General features: G+C 62.2%; 8 protein-coding genes. 1 reads left to right on the top strand and 7 read right to left on the bottom strand.

What is annotated here, in order from left to right; translation table 11 throughout:
- Positions 1–117: 117 nt before the first annotated feature.
- From B2V21_RS17635 to B2V21_RS17620, 4 genes are all read right to left on the bottom strand, one after another.
- A complete protein-coding gene (locus tag B2V21_RS17635; RefSeq protein ID WP_134723104.1) occupies positions 118–1,314 on the bottom strand; it encodes an EAL domain-containing response regulator in 1,197 nt (398 codons plus the stop codon).
- Positions 1,311–4,148, bottom strand: coding sequence for an ATP-binding protein (locus tag B2V21_RS17630; RefSeq protein WP_286917544.1), 2,838 nt, complete (start codon positions 4,146–4,148; stop codon positions 1,311–1,313). Before B2V21_RS17630 ends, B2V21_RS17635 begins: the two co-directional genes overlap by 4 nt.
- Before the next feature lie 64 nt (positions 4,149–4,212).
- A complete protein-coding gene (gene mmsB, locus B2V21_RS17625) occupies positions 4,213–5,094 on the bottom strand; it encodes a 3-hydroxyisobutyrate dehydrogenase (RefSeq protein ID WP_192069086.1) in 882 nt (293 codons plus the stop codon).
- 10 nt (positions 5,095–5,104) lie between these two features.
- Positions 5,105–6,631: a CoA-acylating methylmalonate-semialdehyde dehydrogenase gene (locus B2V21_RS17620; RefSeq protein ID WP_049858606.1), complete on the bottom strand. Its 1,527-nt coding sequence runs from the start codon at positions 6,629–6,631 to the stop codon at positions 5,105–5,107.
- A gap of 100 nt (positions 6,632–6,731) precedes the next feature.
- Between B2V21_RS17620 and B2V21_RS17615 the strand changes: the two genes are divergently transcribed.
- Positions 6,732–7,658 (top strand): LysR family transcriptional regulator, encoded by a 927-nt coding sequence (locus tag B2V21_RS17615; RefSeq protein ID WP_049858605.1) that lies wholly within the window; start codon positions 6,732–6,734, stop codon positions 7,656–7,658.
- A gap of 28 nt (positions 7,659–7,686) precedes the next feature.
- Here B2V21_RS17615 and recD read toward each other — a convergent pair whose 3' ends face one another.
- The 3 genes from recD to recC are packed head-to-tail and all read right to left on the bottom strand — an operon-like array spanning position 7,687 to position 16,942.
- Positions 7,687–9,774: an exodeoxyribonuclease V subunit alpha gene (gene recD, locus B2V21_RS17610; RefSeq protein ID WP_286917543.1), complete on the bottom strand. Its 2,088-nt coding sequence runs from the start codon at positions 9,772–9,774 to the stop codon at positions 7,687–7,689.
- Positions 9,771–13,466: an exodeoxyribonuclease V subunit beta gene (gene recB, locus B2V21_RS17605; RefSeq protein ID WP_286917542.1), complete on the bottom strand. Its 3,696-nt coding sequence runs from the start codon at positions 13,464–13,466 to the stop codon at positions 9,771–9,773. The genes recD and recB overlap by 4 nt, the downstream gene beginning before the upstream one ends.
- Positions 13,463–16,942: an exodeoxyribonuclease V subunit gamma gene (gene recC, locus B2V21_RS17600; protein ID WP_286917541.1), complete on the bottom strand. Its 3,480-nt coding sequence runs from the start codon at positions 16,940–16,942 to the stop codon at positions 13,463–13,465. The genes recB and recC overlap by 4 nt, the downstream gene beginning before the upstream one ends.
- Positions 16,943–17,125 lie beyond the last annotated feature (183 nt).

Below are 17,125 nucleotides of genomic sequence, written 5' to 3'. Positions count from 1 at the left end.
GATCAATACCGTTGAAGCCTTGATGAAAGGCGTAGTGCCTGGCAGTGGCCGTGGCCGTTGACGCCTGAATGCAGGCGACCCTTCCCTTGGGCTTCGTAGACATCAGACCCTGTCCGATCAGCTTAGTGCTGGCGCAGGGCCATCTTCTATCAGCAAAGTGCTGAAACGATCAACCGCGACGGCGGGCGAGATGAGAAACCCCTGTACCTGCTCACAGCCGATACGACGCAGCAGCATGAGCTCGGCATGGGTTTCCACGCCTTCTGCCACCACGGCCAGACCAAATTTGCGGCACAGCTCGACAATGCTCTGCAGTGCCGTGGCCAGGTGCTCGTTGTCGGCACATCCGTGCACCAGCGAGCGGTCGAGCTTGAGCTCGCTGAAAGGCGTGGACACCAGATTGAAGTACGAGCTGAAGCCCTGACCGAAATCATCCTGGGCCAGGCCAAAGCCCTTCATGCGCAACCGGCACGCGCCCGCGTAGTAATCGCTGAGCTGATGGGTGGTGGAGGTTTCCATCAGTTCGAAGATCACCTGCTGTGGATCGGCACCCTGCTCCACGACCTGCGCATGCAATCGGTCAGCCAGATCATGCTGATCCAGCAGATGGGTCGGCAGATTGATCGACACGGGAATGCTGTAGCCCTTGCGCCGCCAGTGCTGCTGCGCAGCCAATGTATGCCGCAAGGTCAGCCACAGCAGTGTTTCTTCCAACCCCGCCCGCTGCACCAACCCGAGAAAGGCCCCGGGCATCAACAACCCTGCACCAGGATGCAGCCAGCGCGCCAATGCCTCGGCGCCGACGATGCGGCCATCGCACAGGCTTTTCTTAGGCTGGAACCAGGCCTGTATCTGACCGTTGTGCAGCGCTGCCGCGACGGCGTCCACATCCTCCAGGATCGGCTGGCCGATCGCGCCGCGCGGTGCGCCGCCGATCTGGTCCAGACAGTCGCGCAGGCGTTGCACGGCCGTCGCCTGCACGGGTTTGGAGATCAGACCGGCGACCGTCAGCCCCAGGTTGCGCGCGGCCAGACCAGCCCCCTCCAACATGCGTCGCGACGCCACGCTCATCAGCGCCAGTACCGGAGGGTTGTCCAGAGTCGCCAGTTGCTGGATCAGCTGTACCCCATCCATGCCGGGCATGAGCAGGTCACTGAGGAGCAAATCGTAATGGCCGCCAGCCAGCGATTGCAGCGCCGTCTGCCCGTCCCAGACGGTGTCGACGTTGAAGCCACCCGCTTCATTGAACACATGCACCAGATACTCATGTTGAAAGGGGTGGTCTTCAACGATGAGCACGCGATAGGGACTCACGCCACCCTCCGCGGGTAGTGCTGCAGGCACTGGTGCAAGGCCCGCAACGTCACCGGTTTGATCAGGCACTGGTTCATTCCTGCGGCCAGGCACTTGTCGCCTTCTTCGCGCATGGCATTGGCCGTGGCACCGATAATGGGCAGCGTGCAGTCACGCTGGCGCAACTGCGCGGCAAGCTCATAGCCGTTCATGCGCGGCATGTTGACATCGGTCAGCACCAGGTCGAACTCGGCGGCGTGCCACAGCGACAACGCCTCGACACCGTCACCGGCCAGTACCACGTTGCAGCCCAGCTCCTCGAGCTGATCACGCAGAATCAATTGATTGATCACATTGTCCTCGACCACCAGCACGCGAAGATTCAGCTCCATCTCAGCGGGAGCTTCGGGCACGCCGGTGCATTGCTTGCGCGCTTGTCCCTGGGCACGGGACACCGCTTCCCTGATCTCTTCCAGGTTGTTGAGGTTGGCCTGCCAGATGCCTGAAAGCGCTGCATCGAACGTCAGCTCCATGGGGCTGGCGATGACCCTCGGACCGAGCCAGTGCGGCACAAGGCTGGACTCTTCGGCAACCGTCTCCAGCTCGACCAGTACGGCATCGACAGGCACCTCCCCTGCTGCCGGCACCCCAACCTGGGCAATCGCGCCCCAGCGTCGCAGCCAGCCGCAGACGCTGTCGGACAGATCGTGCATGCGCGACACCACATAGACCCTATGGGCCATGAGCGGCTCGGCATTGACCAGGCCCGGCTGCTCGCGCACCTGCTCCAGGGGCACATCGAAGGCGAAGCTACTGCCCAGACCCGGTTCGCTGACCACTCGCAGATTGCCGTTCATGAGATGAATCAGACGCTTGCAGATCGAAAGGCCCAAACCGGTTCCGGCCACCACATTGGCATTGCCACTGGCCTGGAAAAACGGCTCGAACAAATGCTGCTGATCTTCGCGACTGATGCCCTTGCCGGTATCGACGATCTGCCAGTGCAGCACCGGGCGCTCGTCGTCTCGCGTATCCACGCGCACCCGCAACACGATGCGACCGCTGTCGGTGAACTTGAGCGCATTGCTGAGCAGGTTGTTGAGCACCTGGCGTAATCGGGTGACATCCCCACGCAACTGCTGGGGCATCTGCGGATCGATGCAGCTGAACAGCCGCAGGCCTTTGCCTTGGGCGGCACCGGCATACCCCTGCATGACTTCCCGAACCAGCGCCAGGGGCGAGAAAGTCGTCAGCTCCAGCGACAATTGCCCTGCCTCGATCTTGGCCACATCCAGCACGTCGCAGATCAACTGCAGCAGGTTGGCCGACGAGCCCTCGATGGCTTTCAGGTAGTTGCGCTGCTGCCCATTGAGTTCGGTTCGCGTCAGCAGCTCCAGGGTGCCCAGTACGCCGTAGAGCGGCGTACGGATTTCATGGCTCATGGTGGCCAGGAACAGCGTCTTGGCCTCATTGGCCGCGTCCGCCGAGCGGCGCGCCTGCTGCAATGCTCGCTCGACCTGTTTGCGGGCACTGATATCGCTGAACGCGCAGATCAGAACCTCTTCGCGCTGGTAACGCGTCGGCGCGAAGGCGAGGTAAAGATGGCGTCCATCGGCCAATTCGATTTCGTCGCTGCCATTGCGGTCCAGTTGATCGAAGGCCCGATGAATCCAGCCATGACACAGCTGCTCACGCTCCTGGCCATGGCCCAGCCACTGTTCCGCCAAGGGGTTCTGCAGCACGACCTTGCCATCACTGCGACGCAGCACGCACAGCGCCACAGGCGCGATGCGAATGACGGTGCTGCTGAACGCTTCACTCTCCACCAACGCTTCAATACGGTGACCTGCCGGGATGATCAGCCGCCGATCGATGCGCCGAACCAGCCAGCACATCAGTATCGTCGCAATCAGGCACGACAACAGACAGGTCAACACACGTGCGGCCAACGCCGGAAGCAGCGCACTCAGCTTCAGGGTGTAGACGATCTGCCATTGCGAATAGCCCAGCTGTTTCTTGATCGCCAGATGCTGCGGAAGCCAGCCTCCGCCCACCAGGCCAAAAGCGTTGCTGCTCCTGAGCAGGTCGAGCGCCTGGTACGCCGATTGACCGACAGCACTGGTGAAAATCACTTCACCCCTGGCATCGAGCAGCAGAAAATCTCCAGCGCTGTCGTGGCGCAGCGCTTCCATCAGGTCTGGCACGTCCACTTCCAGGCCCAGCCACCCCGAAGCCGGACTGCGCTCGTCCAGCCGGGTGAAAATATACAGGGGCGAAGCGGCGTCGCTCTGATCGCTGAGCCAGAGATAGTCGTTGGTCGGTTGTCCTACCCCTTCGAAAGCTCGCAGCCTGCGAGGCACGCACATCGGTACGGGAGAAACGCTGTCGGCGATACTGAACAGACGGGTGATGGTGGACGTCTGGTCTGGCGCCAGGCCCTGGCCCGCACCGATATACAGGAGGTTGACCTTGCTCTGTCGCAGGTGAGCGAGCATGCGCTTGGTCAGCCACAAGCTCCAACTGTCGGCGCCTTGGCCCAAGGCAATATGCACCTCTTCGGTGGGTACCTCGTTGAGGTTGGGCTTGGGTTGCACCACATTGCGCACAGCTGAAAGCCCCAGGCTTCTGAGCAATGTCTGGCGGCTGACGAAGAAATTCTGAGCATCGGAGATGGCCGCGTTCATGTCGCTGCGGCGCAGACTGACCTCATCATTGAAGGCCGTACGCAGATAACTGCCTGCAGCGGCGAACAGCCCCAACACCAAGGCTGCGGCAAACAGATGCAACAGTTTGCGCGCCGCCTTGGGCGTCGAGAAGGAAGAGTCCAACGGTTGCAGGAAGTGTTTGAGTTTCATGGGGCGCACACTACGCACCCCACTGCACCCGGCCCATCAGACGATTCTTAAACGCTCATGGCGGTCAGCGCTGGTACGCCTTGACGATCGCCGAGAAGTCCAGCCCGCCCTCCCCGCGCAAACTCATCGCCTGATACAACTGCTGCGCCACCGCCCCCAGAATCACCGGCTGGCGGGCCTGCTTGGCGGCCTCGGTCGCCAGGCCCAGATCCTTGAGCATCAGCTCGGCTCCAAAGCCCCCGCTATACCCACGAGCAGCCGGCGCTGTCTCGCTGACGCCCGGCCACGGATTGTAGGTGTCCGAACTCCAGCATCGGCCTGTGGAACTGTTGATGATCCCGGCCAGCACCTGGGTATCGATGCCCAGCGCATTGCCCAGGGCCATGGCCTCGGAAACGCCGACCATGGAAATTCCCAGCAGCAGGTTGTTGCAGATCTTGGCGATCTGCCCAGTGCCCACCTCACCACAGTGAACGATGTTGCGCCCCATCTGCGCCAGCACTGGCTGCAACTGGCCAAACAGTTCAGTCGAGGCGCCGACCATGAACGTCAGGGTGCCCGCCTGGGCGCCGCCAGTGCCACCCGATACCGGCGCATCGGCCAGGTCGACACCCTGCTTGGCCGCTGCGGCGGCAATGTCGCGCGCAGTCTGCGGATCGATGGTGCTGCAATCCACCGCCGGCGTACCGGAGCGAATGCCCGCCAGCACGCCCTCCTCGCCCAGATAGACGCTGCGCACATGGGCGGCTGCCGGCAACATGGTGATCACCAGCTCGCCCTGCACAGCGGCATCCTTCGGCGATGCGCTGATATGCCCGCCCAACTGCGCCAGTTCGGCAAGCACAGCCTGGTTGAGATCGAACAGGTGCAACGTATGGCCGGCCTTGAGCAGGTTGCGCGCCATGGGCGCGCCCATGTTGCCCAGGCCAATGAAAGCGATGTTCATGGCGGTGCTCCTACTTCAGGTTGATGGTGGTGTTGACGCCATCGTTCACGCTGTCGTCATCGAACCAGCGCGCCGTGACTGTCTTGGTCTGGGTATAGAACTGCACCACCTGCTTGCCGTAGGGTCCCAGATCACCGAGTTTGGAGCCGCGCGACCCGGTGAAGCTGAACGAAGGCACCGGCACGGGAATCGGGATATTGATGCCCACCTGGCCCACATCGATCTCGCTCTGAAACTTGCGCGCCGCCGCACCGCTCTGGGTGAACAGCCCCACACCGTTGCCGAACGGGTTGGCGTTGACCAGGGCGATGGCATCGTCGAGGGTGTCGACTTCCAGCGTGATCAGCACCGGCCCGAAAATCTCCTGGGTGTAGATCTGCATATCCGTGGTGACACCGCTGAACAAGGTCGGCCCCACGAAGTTGCCCTGCTCGTAACCGGGCACCTGCACGCCGCGACCATCGAGCTCCAGCTTGGCGCCTTCCTGCACCCCGCTGTCGATCAAACCCGTGACACGCTCCAGCGCACGCCGGGAAATCACCGGACCCACGTCGGTCCCCGGCTCGCTGCCTGCGTTGACCTTGAGTTTCTGCGCCAGCGCCTTCAGATCCGGAATCCACTCGCGGGACTTGCCCACCAGCACCGCCACCGAAGTCGCCATGCAGCGCTGCCCGGCTGCACCGAACGCAGCGCCGACCAGCGCATTGAGGGTCTGCTCGCGGTTGGCGTCCGGCAATACCACCGCATGGTTCTTGGCCCCCATCATCGACTGCACACGCTTGCCATGGCGGCCAGCCAGGTCATACACATGAGTGCCGACCGCGGTCGAGCCGACGAACGACACTGCTTTGATATCGGCATGGGTGCACAGCGCATCCACCACTTCCTTGCCGCCATGCACCACGTTCAGCACGCCGGGCGGCACACCCGCCTCCAGCGCCAGCTCTACCAACTGGACCGTGGACAGGGGATCCTGCTCGGACGGCTTGAGCACGAAGGTGTTGCCGCAGACGATGGCCATCGGAAACATCCACAACGGAATCATCGCCGGAAAGTTGAACGGGGTAATCCCGGCACAGACGCCGATGGGCTGACGCAAGGTGTAGGTATCGACGCCACCTGCGACGTTCTCGGCGAACTCACCCATCTGCAGGCTGCCGATGGAGCAGGCGTGCTCGACCACTTCCAGGCCGCGGAAAATATCGCCTTCGGCGTCGGCAATGGTCTTGCCCTGCTCGGCACTCAAGGTCTGGGCGATCCGCTTGGAGTGTTCGCGAATCAGGGCCTGCAGCTTGAGCATGATGCGCATCCGCGCACCCAGCGGCGTCAGACGCCAGGTCTTGAACGCACGCTGCGCGGCAGCAACCGCGGCATTGACTTCATCGGTCGTGGCGAAGGGCACACGCGCCAGCACTTGCTGGGTGGCCGGGTTGACGATGTCGCGCCATTCCTGAGTGGTCGATGCGACCCATTGGCCATCGATCAGCAGTTTCACATCGTCGAGCTTGCTGGCATTCGGTTGAACGGACACGTTCATGGATGACCTCCGCGTATTTATTGTTGTGGCGAGACGGTTCTGCGATGGAGTATAGAGGCTGCAAACATCTAACAAGAACTCACAATAAAGCCGGTCCAACATGCAAAAAGACCTTAGCAGCCTGAACTGGGACGACCTCAAGTTCTTTCTCGAAGTGGCCCGCACCCGCAAGGCTAGCATCGCAGCCAAACGCCTGGGGGTGGACTACACCACCGTCTCGCGACGCATCGGCTCGCTGGAAAACGCGCTGGGTACCCTGCTGTTCGAAAAATCACGGACCACCGGCTTCGTCCTCACCGCCGAAGGCCAGCGCCTGCTCGCGTCGGCCGAATCCATGGAAAGCACCCTGCACATGGCCTGCGAACAGGTTTCAGGCTCCGGCGTGGCACTGTCAGGACACATTCGCATGGGTTGCACCGAAGGCTTCGGCAGCTTCTTCATCACCCCGCAACTGAGTCACTTCGTCGACACCTACCCGGCAATCTCGGTCGACATCCTGCCGCTGCCACACTTCATCAGCCTCTCCAAGCGCGAAGCCGATATCGTCATCGCGCTTGAACGCCCCGAACACGGTCCCTACGTCTGCTGCAAGCTCTGCGATTACCGATTGAAACTGTATGCCACACGCGCCTACCTGGATCGCCACCCGCCCATCGACAGCAGCGCCCAACTCAGCGGCCACCGCTTCATCAGCTACGTCGACGACCTGGCGTTCAGCTCTGAGCTGCTCTACCTGAGCAAACTGCTGCCCAACGTCAACGCCGGACTGCGCAGCACCAGCGTGATCGCCCAGTACACTGCGGCGCTCCAGGGCCACGGGCTGGTCATCCTGCCCTGCTTCCTGGCCGCCCAGGACGAACGCCTGGTGGAGGTCCTGCCCGAGGAAATCGATATCACCCGGCAGTTCTGGATGTACTGCCGCGAGGACTTGCGCAAGCTGAAACGGATTACGCTGTTGTGGGATTACATTCGCGACGTCACCGACCGCAACGCACCGCTATTGATGGGCACCCCCGCCCCCCTGTAGCAGCGCCGCCAGCCGCGTCCTGCTCCACTCAGACGTTAGACTGCCACCCAAGCATCAACCCACTAAGCCTCTTCACCTTGCGCCGCACCGCTTCCTCGAACACACCCTTGCGGCTTTCGACCAGGGTGAACCAGTGCTTGGCACGCGTGATTCCGGTGTAGATCAACTCCTTGGTCAATACCGGATTCAACGCGTCCGGCAGGATCAGCGCCGTGTGCGCGAATTCGGAACCCTGGGATTTGTGCACCGTCATCGCGTACACCGTCTCCACGTCATTCAACCGACTGGGCAGCACGAAGCGAATGCCGCCCTGCCCGTCATTGCGCGGGAAGGCCACGCGCAAGACCCTTCGCTCGCGCCCGCCACCCTCGGGCAGCATAAGGGCGATGCCGATATCACCGTTCATCAAACCCAGGCCATAGTCGTTGCGGGTCATCAATACCGGACGGCCCTCGTACCAGGGTTGGCTTCCGTCGATCAGGCGCGCCTGGGTCAAGACCTGGGTGGCGCGTGCGTTCAGGCTTTCTACCCCCCAAGGCCCTTTGCGCACGGCGCACAGCAGCTGAAACTCGTCGAAAGCATTCAGCAACCCACGGGCCCAGGTTGCCCAGGCTTCATCTTCCAGTGGCGTTTCTACCGGCGGTCGAGCCCTGTCGATCTGCTCAAGATAGCGGCGGTAGCCTTGCGGTCCATCGCTGCTGCGACCATGCCCGTCCAGCAGCAGACGCAACAGCGCTGCATCGTGTTCGCCTTTGAGGGGCAGCCAATGGACATCGGTGTGTCGACCTTCCTGGAGCAAGGCACGCGCACCTTCGGCGTCCTGCAGGTTGACCCGGGCAGCCAACTGGCCGATGCCACTGTCCTCGCCGAACCGACGCGAGTGCCGCAACATGACCACCTGTTGTGCCAAAGCGTGATCACGCTCGTTCCCTTCGAGCAAACCACTGTGCGCCAGATCCTCGCCGCTCACCTGCTCCAGCCAGGCTCGCGTCGCCGGGCTGTAATAGCCGGCCTCGGCCTGGCTGCATAGATCGCCCAGCACGGCCCCCGCCTCGACCGACGCCAACTGATCCTTGTCGCCCAGCAGCACCAGCCGCGCATGGGCCGGCAGCGCGTCGAGCAGGTTGGCCATCATCTCGAGGTCGATCATCGAGGCCTCGTCGACCACCAACACGTCCAAGGGCAGGGGGTTGGCCGCATCGTGACGAAAATGCCGCGTACCTGGACGGCTTCCCAGCAGCCGGTGAACGGTGGTTACCTCGGTGGGAATGCGTGCCTTGATCGCCGCGTCCACTTCCAGGCTCTGGACCTGCAGGCTGATCGATTCCGTCAGCCGGGCTGCCGCCTTGCCGGTCGGTGCCGCCAGACGAATGCGCAGCGGTTTGTCCTGGGCAACGGCAGGCCCCTGCAACAGCGCCAGCAGGCGCACCACCGTGGTGGTCTTGCCGGTCCCCGGGCCGCCGGTGACGATACTGAAGGCGCCACGGGCCGCCAGCGCGCAGGCCAGTTTCTGCCAATCGATCCGCGCCCCATCGGCGGTGCCGAACAATTGCGTCAAACGCTGGGCAAGATCCTCCGGTATCGGCTCATGCGCCTCCAGACGCTGGCGCAACGCATCACCGATGCGCCGCTCGTAAGCCCAGTACCGACGCAGGTACAGACGTTGACTCGAAAGCACCAAGGGCGAGCTGCCTGAAGTGTCGTCCCCGTTGCCCACCAATGGGCTATTCGCCAGACTGCTCAACCAGGCGTCGGCACTCAGGCCCTCCAGCAACTGCGATGGCAGCAGGGCCACGCCTCCCTGCAGATCGCCTTCGGGCGGCAGCGACAGGGCGAAATCCGGCGCCTGCAGCGTTGCTGCCAAGTCCAGGCAGACGTGGCCATGCCCAAGCTGGTGACTGGCCAAGGCAGCAGCAAGCAGCACCAAGGGATCCCCCTGCGGATCGAGGTCAGCCAGAAACGCCACGAAGGCCTTGTCCAGCGCGCGCAGCCAGCCGCGCTCGACCCAGCGTTCGAGCAGCGCCAACAGGTCAGCCGTATGTGTGCGGGGCTGCAATCGAGCAAGGCTGTGTGCGTCCAGAGGCGTCGGCAACAGGTCGGCAAACGAGCGGGTCATGGTGTACTTTCCTCGAACAGGTCGGCCTGGACATCGCGGCGTCCGCCTTTGAACAACGCATCGAGCTCCTCGATGAGCTCACGTGGCGGACGCGTGAAGTACACCCCTTGACTGGGCGCCCCCAGGCCGCGCAGAAACACGAATACCGCACCTCCGACATGCTGGTCGTAGTCGTACCCTGGCAGCCGGGCTTTCAACTGTCGGTGCAAGGCAAGCAGGTACAGCACGTATTGCAGGTCGTAGCGGTTGGCCAGAATGGATTCGGTCATCGCCTCCTGGGTATAGGCATCATCATCCGGGCCCAGCCAGTTGGATTTGTAGTCGGTAACGTAATACTGGCCCTGATGCTCGAAGCACAGGTCGATGAAGCCCTTGAACATGCCATTGAGCATTGCCCCTTCGGCTGGCAGCCGAAGCACGCCAGGGTGAGTGTACTGGCGCACCAGAGCATCGAGCCGGGTCACGTCAACCTTGTGGCTGGCGAACCAGAACTCCATTTCGATCTGGTATTGATCGAGCTCAGCCATGCGTACCGACGCGCGTTCGGATCCGAGGCGCAATGGCTCGTCGATGAAACGTCGCAGCCATTCGTCGAGGGTCGGGATCCAGCCGGTCCAGCCGCGCCGACTGCAACGGCGGGCGACGTTGTCGGCCAAACGTTCGGGAGCCGCCGCAACACTGGCGAACCCTTCGCGCCCCGCCCACTCCAGTAAACCGTGCAGAAAGGTCCCCGGACCCGGACCGCGGGGGAAACGATGAATATCGCCGCTGGTGGCTGGCACTTCGCGCGGTACCTGGACGTCCAGGCGCTCATCGTCCATGAGCTTCTGCTCAAGCGCGCTGTCGGGCGCCTGATCGTCATCCGCGCTGAAGGTGTCGCTGATGCGCAACGCACTGTAAGAGGCTATCCACCAGTTTTCCCGAGCACTGCGCTTGGGTTGGCGCACCTTGAGCAGCGCGGCATCGCTGCGCAACGGTACGTAGCGGGTCTCGTCCGCTTCCGGTACCGGCAGGCTCACGATGTCCGCGCATCCCGCACTCGCAGCCTGCAACCAGCTCGCAAGCTGGCTCGCATCGACCAGAGGCTGCCCGCCGCCCAACAGGTAACCAATGGCCGAGCGATGAAACACCGACTCCTTGGTCGTGCCGCGCTTGAGGTCCGCGATGCCGAGCCAACAGCTGTGTTGAGCCCGGGTCAAGGCTACGTAGAGCAGACGCAGATCCTCGGCCAGACGCTCGTCGTCGGCCAGCGCCACCTGTTCAGGCGTAGGGCTCAGCGTCAGTTGCGCCCGGTGTGACGCATCGTGATAGATCAACGGCAAGCGCTTGCCATCCACCGGCTTGCAGCTGCAGATGAAGGGCAGGAAAACCAGCGCGTACTCCAGCCCCTTGGACTTGTGAATGGTCACCACCTTCACCAACTGCTCGTCGCTTTCCAGGCGCAGGATGTGCTCCTCGGCCGCGCTGCCGGACAGCGCCAGCTGTTCGCTCAGATGACGGATCAACGCTTGCTCGCCGTCCAGTTCGCTGGATGCCTGCTGCAACAGTTCGCACAGGTGCAGCAGGTTGGTCAGGATACGCTCGCCATCGTCGCGACCGATCAACGCCAACGGCAGGTCGAAGTCGTGCAGCAACCTGCGCAGCATCGGCAGCACACCCTGGCTGCGCCAGATGGTTCGATAGCTGCGAAACTGCATGACTCGCGCTTCCCATTCCAGCTCACTGAGATTCAACTGCTCCAGTTCATGCAGCGAACGGTTCAGCGTCATGCTCGCCAAGGCAGCGCGCAATTGCCGCTCCGAATCGGGCTCGGCGCACGCCTTCAGCCAGGCCAGCAGATCGTGGGCCTCTTGTGCAGCGAACACCGAGTCCTTGTCCGACAGGTACACGCTGCGTACACCGCGCTCGGTCAACTCGGCGCGCACGGCCTGAGCTTCCTTGCCATCGCGTACCAAAATGGCGATGTCGGCCGGCAGGATACCTCTGGCTTTGCGCCCCTCCACTTGAAAGCCACCTTGCCCGGCTTGACCTACGTTCAACAGGCGCACGATCTCGGCCGCGCAGGCAGCTGCCAGAGCCTTGCGATAGGCAACGCCCGAAACAGGCTGATCACTGGGCAATTGCCATAGGGTCAGCGCCGGTATCGCCTGGCCCTCGACGACCAACGATTCCTTGCGGCCCTGGGCCTGCACATCGATGAACGGCACCGGATTGTCTTCACCCTGCCTGAAGAGGAACGCACCTCGCCCCTGCGCACGTTGCTCGGCCTGCATGAACACATGGTTGACCGCCCCGACCATGGACAGGGTTGACCGGAAATTGGTACCCAATGTATGCAGCCGCCCCTCGGTCGCACGACGTGCCTGCAAGTAGGTGTGTATATCGGCACCGCGGAAAGCGTAGATCGCCTGCTTCGGATCGCCGATCAGGAACAGACCGGTCTCCTGTTCGTTCTCCTCGATGTGATAGATACGCTCGAAGATGCGGTACTGAACCGGATCGGTGTCCTGAAACTCATCGATCAGGGCCACCGGGAACTGTTCGCGAATCAACTGGGCCAACTGCTCGCCACCGGCGCCCTGAAGCGCACGGTCGAGCCGGACCAGCATATCGTCGAAGCCCATTTCCGCACGCCGGCGCTTCTCTTCCTCGAAGCGTTCGCCGATCCACTGGGCAGCGTGCCTGAGCACCGCGCTCTCAGGTGTCGGCAGCGCCGCCAGCGCTGCGGGCAGCATGACCATCGCCTGCAACCCAGGGTGATCAGGGGCTTCACCCTTCCAGGCTTCGGCCATGCCTTCGGGTGTCAGGCGGGTAAAGCCGGTGCCGATATCCAGCTCGTGCTGATCCGGGTCGGTCGCCCAGGCCGTGATCTTCTCGAACCAGGGTTCGAAATAGCGTGCCTGCATCTTGCGACCGTCGACCGCCTTCGCCGCCACGGCCTGCAGGCAGATTTCACGCAACTCGATGGCCCACTGCGGCCAGGGTTTCTTGAGCTCGATCAAGGCCTGCTCGCGCTCGGCCAGAGCACGCTCGATCAGCTCGCCAGGTTCATCGCCCGAAGCGCCCTCGTGCGCATGGGCAAACAGCCCACGTACTCTGGTGAGCAACGCTGCGGGCCCGCCCAGATGAGCTCTTACCCAATCCAGGGCAGCGCCTTGCATCGGGTAGTAATACCGCCGCCAATAGTCACGCACGACTTCGCCCAGCAGGTCGCTGTGATCGGTCTCCAGGCTCTGGGTGAACAAACTGCCGCTGTCGAATGCATGCTCGCGCAGCATGCGCTGGCACCAGCTGTGGATCGTGGAAACGGCTGCTTCATCCATCCATTGCGCAGCAATATCCAGTCGGGCTGCGCTGGCCGCCCACTGGGTAGTGTCGAATTCGTCGCGCAACTGTGCGATCAATGCATCCGGTGCCGCGATCTCGTCTCGAAAAAAACGAGCCGCTTCGGCCAGCCGTATGCGGATCCGCTCGCGCAGCTCCTTGGTCGCCGCATCGGTGAAGGTCACGACCAAGATCTGCGGAGGCAGCAGTTCGCGACCGAATCCGTTGATGTCCGCACCGTGGCCCAGGATCAAACGCAGATAGAGTGCGGAAATGGTGAATGTCTTGCCGGTGCCCGCGCTGGCTTCGATCAACTGACTGCCACGTAGGGGGAAGGCCAACGCCAATGGACGTTCAGGAGACGTCATGATCGGGCCTCCTGCTCATCGACCGAGCGCCAGGGCGCTTCCAGCATGGGTTGGTAGAGCGTCTGAGCCCAACCCTCGAATTCTTCACTGTCGACCAGTGCATCGAAATCAGCGAACTGACGCATCAACGCCACCGCCTCCCGGCGCTCGCCATTGCTGGTCACGCCATCCCCCTCATAGGCTTTTCGTGCTGCCGCCAAGGCTTTCTCCTCATCAGTCTGCGAAAGCCAGGCCACGGCTGTCTTCACCGCTACCGGCAGAGGACGGGTCATGCCCGTCTGCCAGGCCAGCAAGAGATCGCTCAGCGCCGTTTGAGCCTGGTCCAGAGGCAATGGATCGAGCAACAAGGTATCGTCGCTGGCCACTACCGCCGTTGTCAGGGGCAGTCCCACGGCGCATGATGCGAGATGCAAGACCCAGGGACGTATCAGACGATGCCATTTGCGCGAGCGCACGCCGCCGATGGCATTGGCGATCGTCGAAACACTGAGGCAGTTGCCATCCTCGCGCTGGTACACGCCCGCCAGCCACCCCTCCAGCACGATGCCCTGTGCTTGGAAAGTGATCGGTAGAGCGCTGTCCAGCCGGGAAGGCCAGAGCACGAGCAACTGGCGATAGCGCTCGAGCAGATCGGGCAATGGTTCGATCAATTCTTCCCGCAGTCGCGTACCAAACTCTGCCATGGGTAAAAGACCGCTGCCCTGCAACTTCCGAGCGTGGTTCTCCAGCACGTCGGTGATTTCACCGGCACTGGCCATGCCCGCACTGAGCAGGCTGTCACTGAGGGTGTAACGCTCCAGCGCATCGAGCACGAAGGGCTCGATATCGGACACCGGCTTCTCGGCCGACTCGAAGAAGACCTTGAGCCGCTGGCTGAAAAAGTGCCTGACCGGATTGCGCAGAAAATCCTGCAGCTGAGCCACGCTCAATGGCTCCTCCTGACGATGAGCAGGCAGCGGTACCTGCGCATCCGCTGCCGCTATGCCTGCGTGCAAGTGCTGCCACTCGCTGGCAAAACTGAAGAGCGCAGGATTTCCCTGGTGAAAGTACCGAGCACTGAAAGGCTGAAGCGGATGCTCCAGCGTGAGCGCGTGCAAGAGCTTCTGTCCGCTAGCGGAACTGTCCAGTGCCTCATCGCCTGACAGCCGCCAGCCACTGGCCAGGTGATCGCGCAACTGCCCAATCAGCACCGACGGTGGACGTTCGCTGTTGTCCCTGATGCTGCGCCCCACCCAGCTCATGTAGAGTTGCTCACGCGCCGAGAGCAGCGCTTCCAGCAGCAGGTAGCGGTCGTCCTCGCGACGGGAACGGTCCCCCGGGCGGTAATCGCTGCCCATCAAGTCGAAGTCCAGCGGTGGCTGCGGCCGCGGGTAGTCGCCATCGTTCATGCCCAACAGGCAGACGATCTTGAACGGAATGGCGCGCATCGGCATCAAGGTGCAGAAGTTGACGGAGCCTGCCAGAAAGCGCTGGCTCAAGCGCCCCTGATCCAGCCCCGCGAGCCAGGCTTCACGCACCACCGTCAGCGGCAATTGCTCGACCAGTCCCACCGCTTCGCAGGTTTCCAGCCACTCTTCACGCAGTTCTTCAAGCTGATTGAGCAGGTATTCGTCATGCTCCGTGTCGGCAGTGAAGAACAGCTGCAGCAACTGATGCAGTCTGATACCCCACTGCGCAGGGGTGGCCGGACGATCAAGTTGCTGGCAGGCCACTTCCAGCGCATCCAAAAGCGCTGCAAGCGGCCCGATAAGCGCTGCATCCAGGCCACCGATTTCGTCGTAGGGCTCGATGTCACTGCACCCTATTCCGGTTCCCACGGCATAACCAAGCAACATTCGTCGCAGCCCAAAGCGCCAGGTGTTCTGCTCCAGTTCGATCGGCAGTCCCATCTGCGTGCGTTGGCGTGCATCGAGACCCCAGCGAATACCCGCCCCTTCGATCCAGCGACGCAGCGTCGGCAGATCCCGCTCCGGAATTGCAAATCGACTGCGCAGGGCAGGCACGTCGAGCAGATCAAGAATCTCGCTCACGGGGAAGCGACTGTCCGGCAGCTTGAGCAGGTGCTCGACCGCTATGAGCAAAGGGTCACGCCCGCGTTGCCCTTGATCGGTCAGCGTGAAGGGGATGAATCTGCGGTCATCCCGGTCCAGCTGGCCAAACACCGCCCGAATATGGGGGGCGTAGCTGTCGATGTCGGGCACCATGACGATCACATCACGTGGACGCAGCGCGGCATCGGCACTGAAGCGTGCCAACAGCTGATCGTGCAGAATCTCCACCTCGCGCTGCGCACTGTGGGCAACGTGGAAGCGAATGCTCTTGTCGGTCTTGATATCGACGCTGGGCCAGATCGACTGTGTTTCGCCCAGGGGGCGCAGCTCGAGGATGTCGTCCTGCAACTGACCCAACAGGTGTCGCGGCTCGCCTTCGCTGAAAAGGTCGATACGACCGTCGCCAAATGCAGCCTGATAGCTGGCGGGGTCGTCATAGCTGTCGAGCAGATTGATGTAGTCACGCCCTTGCTTGCCCCAGGCGGCGAGCAAGGGATGGGCGTGCTGATGAAGGTTGTCTGAATCCAATACGACCGGCATGCCCTGCTTGCGAGCCTGGCGCTTGTATTGATGACGCAGCAGGTCCTTGTCCGCCACGATATCGGCCCAATGGTGCCGACAGGGGTTGTGCACACACAACAGCACCTGACTGAAGCGACCCAGCGCCGCCAAGGCTTCCAGGCCTTGGGCTGGTAGCGACGAAATACCGAACACGATTACACGCGATGGCAATGTCGAAGGTGCTTCATCCAGCGCCGCGGCAGCCTCCATGAAGCGTTGATGCACCCCCGCCCGGCTTTGTGCCATGCCTTCGGACCCTACATCCTCCAGCAATGCCCTCCACAACTCCGCTTGCCAACAATTGCCTACCGGCAAGGGCTTGCTCAAACCGCGCCCATTGCGCAGCTGATGCTTGCCTACCGCCCAGTCCTGAAGCCAATCCGCGCGATAGACCTGGTACTGATCGAACAAGTCTGCCAGGCGTTCTGACAACTGGTAGCGCTTGCGCAGGTCGCTATCGTCGAGCAGGAAGCGCTGGAGAGGTTCGAAATGGGGCCGGTCGATCAGTTGCGGTAACAGACGCATCAAACGCCAGGTAAGCGGTGCCTTGTCGAGCAGCGAGGAAGAAGGAATCTGGTCATGCCCCAGTACGCTTCGATACAGCTGCCACATGAAACTGCCAGGCAACTGCACATCCACCGCCGCCGAGATTCCTACCCCTCCTTCCTCATCCGTGCTTTCGTCCGCGGCGAGCGCAAGCTTAAGCCATTGAGCGATGCCATTGCTCTGCACCAGGATGATTTCGTTTTCCAACGGACGCAGTGGATACAGGCGCATCCAGCTCACGACAAGACTGCGCAGTTCGTCCAGGCGATTGCCGTGTACAACCATGAAACCGGGGGTAAGGGGCGACATGGCCGACATGTGCGAAGTCCTTGAGGTAAACGTGAATCAAGGATCAACCATATCAGATGTAGCTTTGTCAGTTGAGCCAGCCGGTTCTGCTCAACGTGTAAGAGACAACTGAATGTCGACTTGATAAGTAGGAGAGGTCTTACAGGGAAGCGCTAGAGAAAAAGCCGTACAAAGACAAAACCCCTACCTGCT

Origin of the sequence: Pseudomonas sp. UBA6276 (genome assembly GCF_002438365.1) — a bacterium.
Classification (GTDB): domain Bacteria; phylum Pseudomonadota; class Gammaproteobacteria; order Pseudomonadales; family Pseudomonadaceae; genus Aquipseudomonas; species Aquipseudomonas coleopterorum.
Note: the sequence above shows the minus strand (reverse complement) of the source record. Positions and strands in the feature narration are given on the sequence as shown.

Coding starts and splice junctions, on each gene's coding strand:
- B2V21_RS17615 (WP_049858605.1), top strand. CDS start 6,732: ATGCAAAAAGACCTTAGCAGCCTGAACTGGGACGACCTCAAGTTCTTT.
- recB (WP_286917542.1), bottom strand. CDS start 13,466: ATGACGTCTCCTGAACGTCCATTGGCGTTGGCCTTCCCCCTACGTGGC.
- recC (WP_286917541.1), bottom strand. CDS start 16,942: ATGTCGGCCATGTCGCCCCTTACCCCCGGTTTCATGGTTGTACACGGC.
- B2V21_RS17620 (WP_049858606.1), bottom strand. CDS start 6,631: ATGAACGTGTCCGTTCAACCGAATGCCAGCAAGCTCGACGATGTGAAA.
- recD (WP_286917543.1), bottom strand. CDS start 9,774: ATGACCCGCTCGTTTGCCGACCTGTTGCCGACGCCTCTGGACGCACAC.
- B2V21_RS17630 (WP_286917544.1), bottom strand. CDS start 4,148: ATGAAACTCAAACACTTCCTGCAACCGTTGGACTCTTCCTTCTCGACG.
- mmsB (WP_192069086.1), bottom strand. CDS start 5,094: ATGAACATCGCTTTCATTGGCCTGGGCAACATGGGCGCGCCCATGGCG.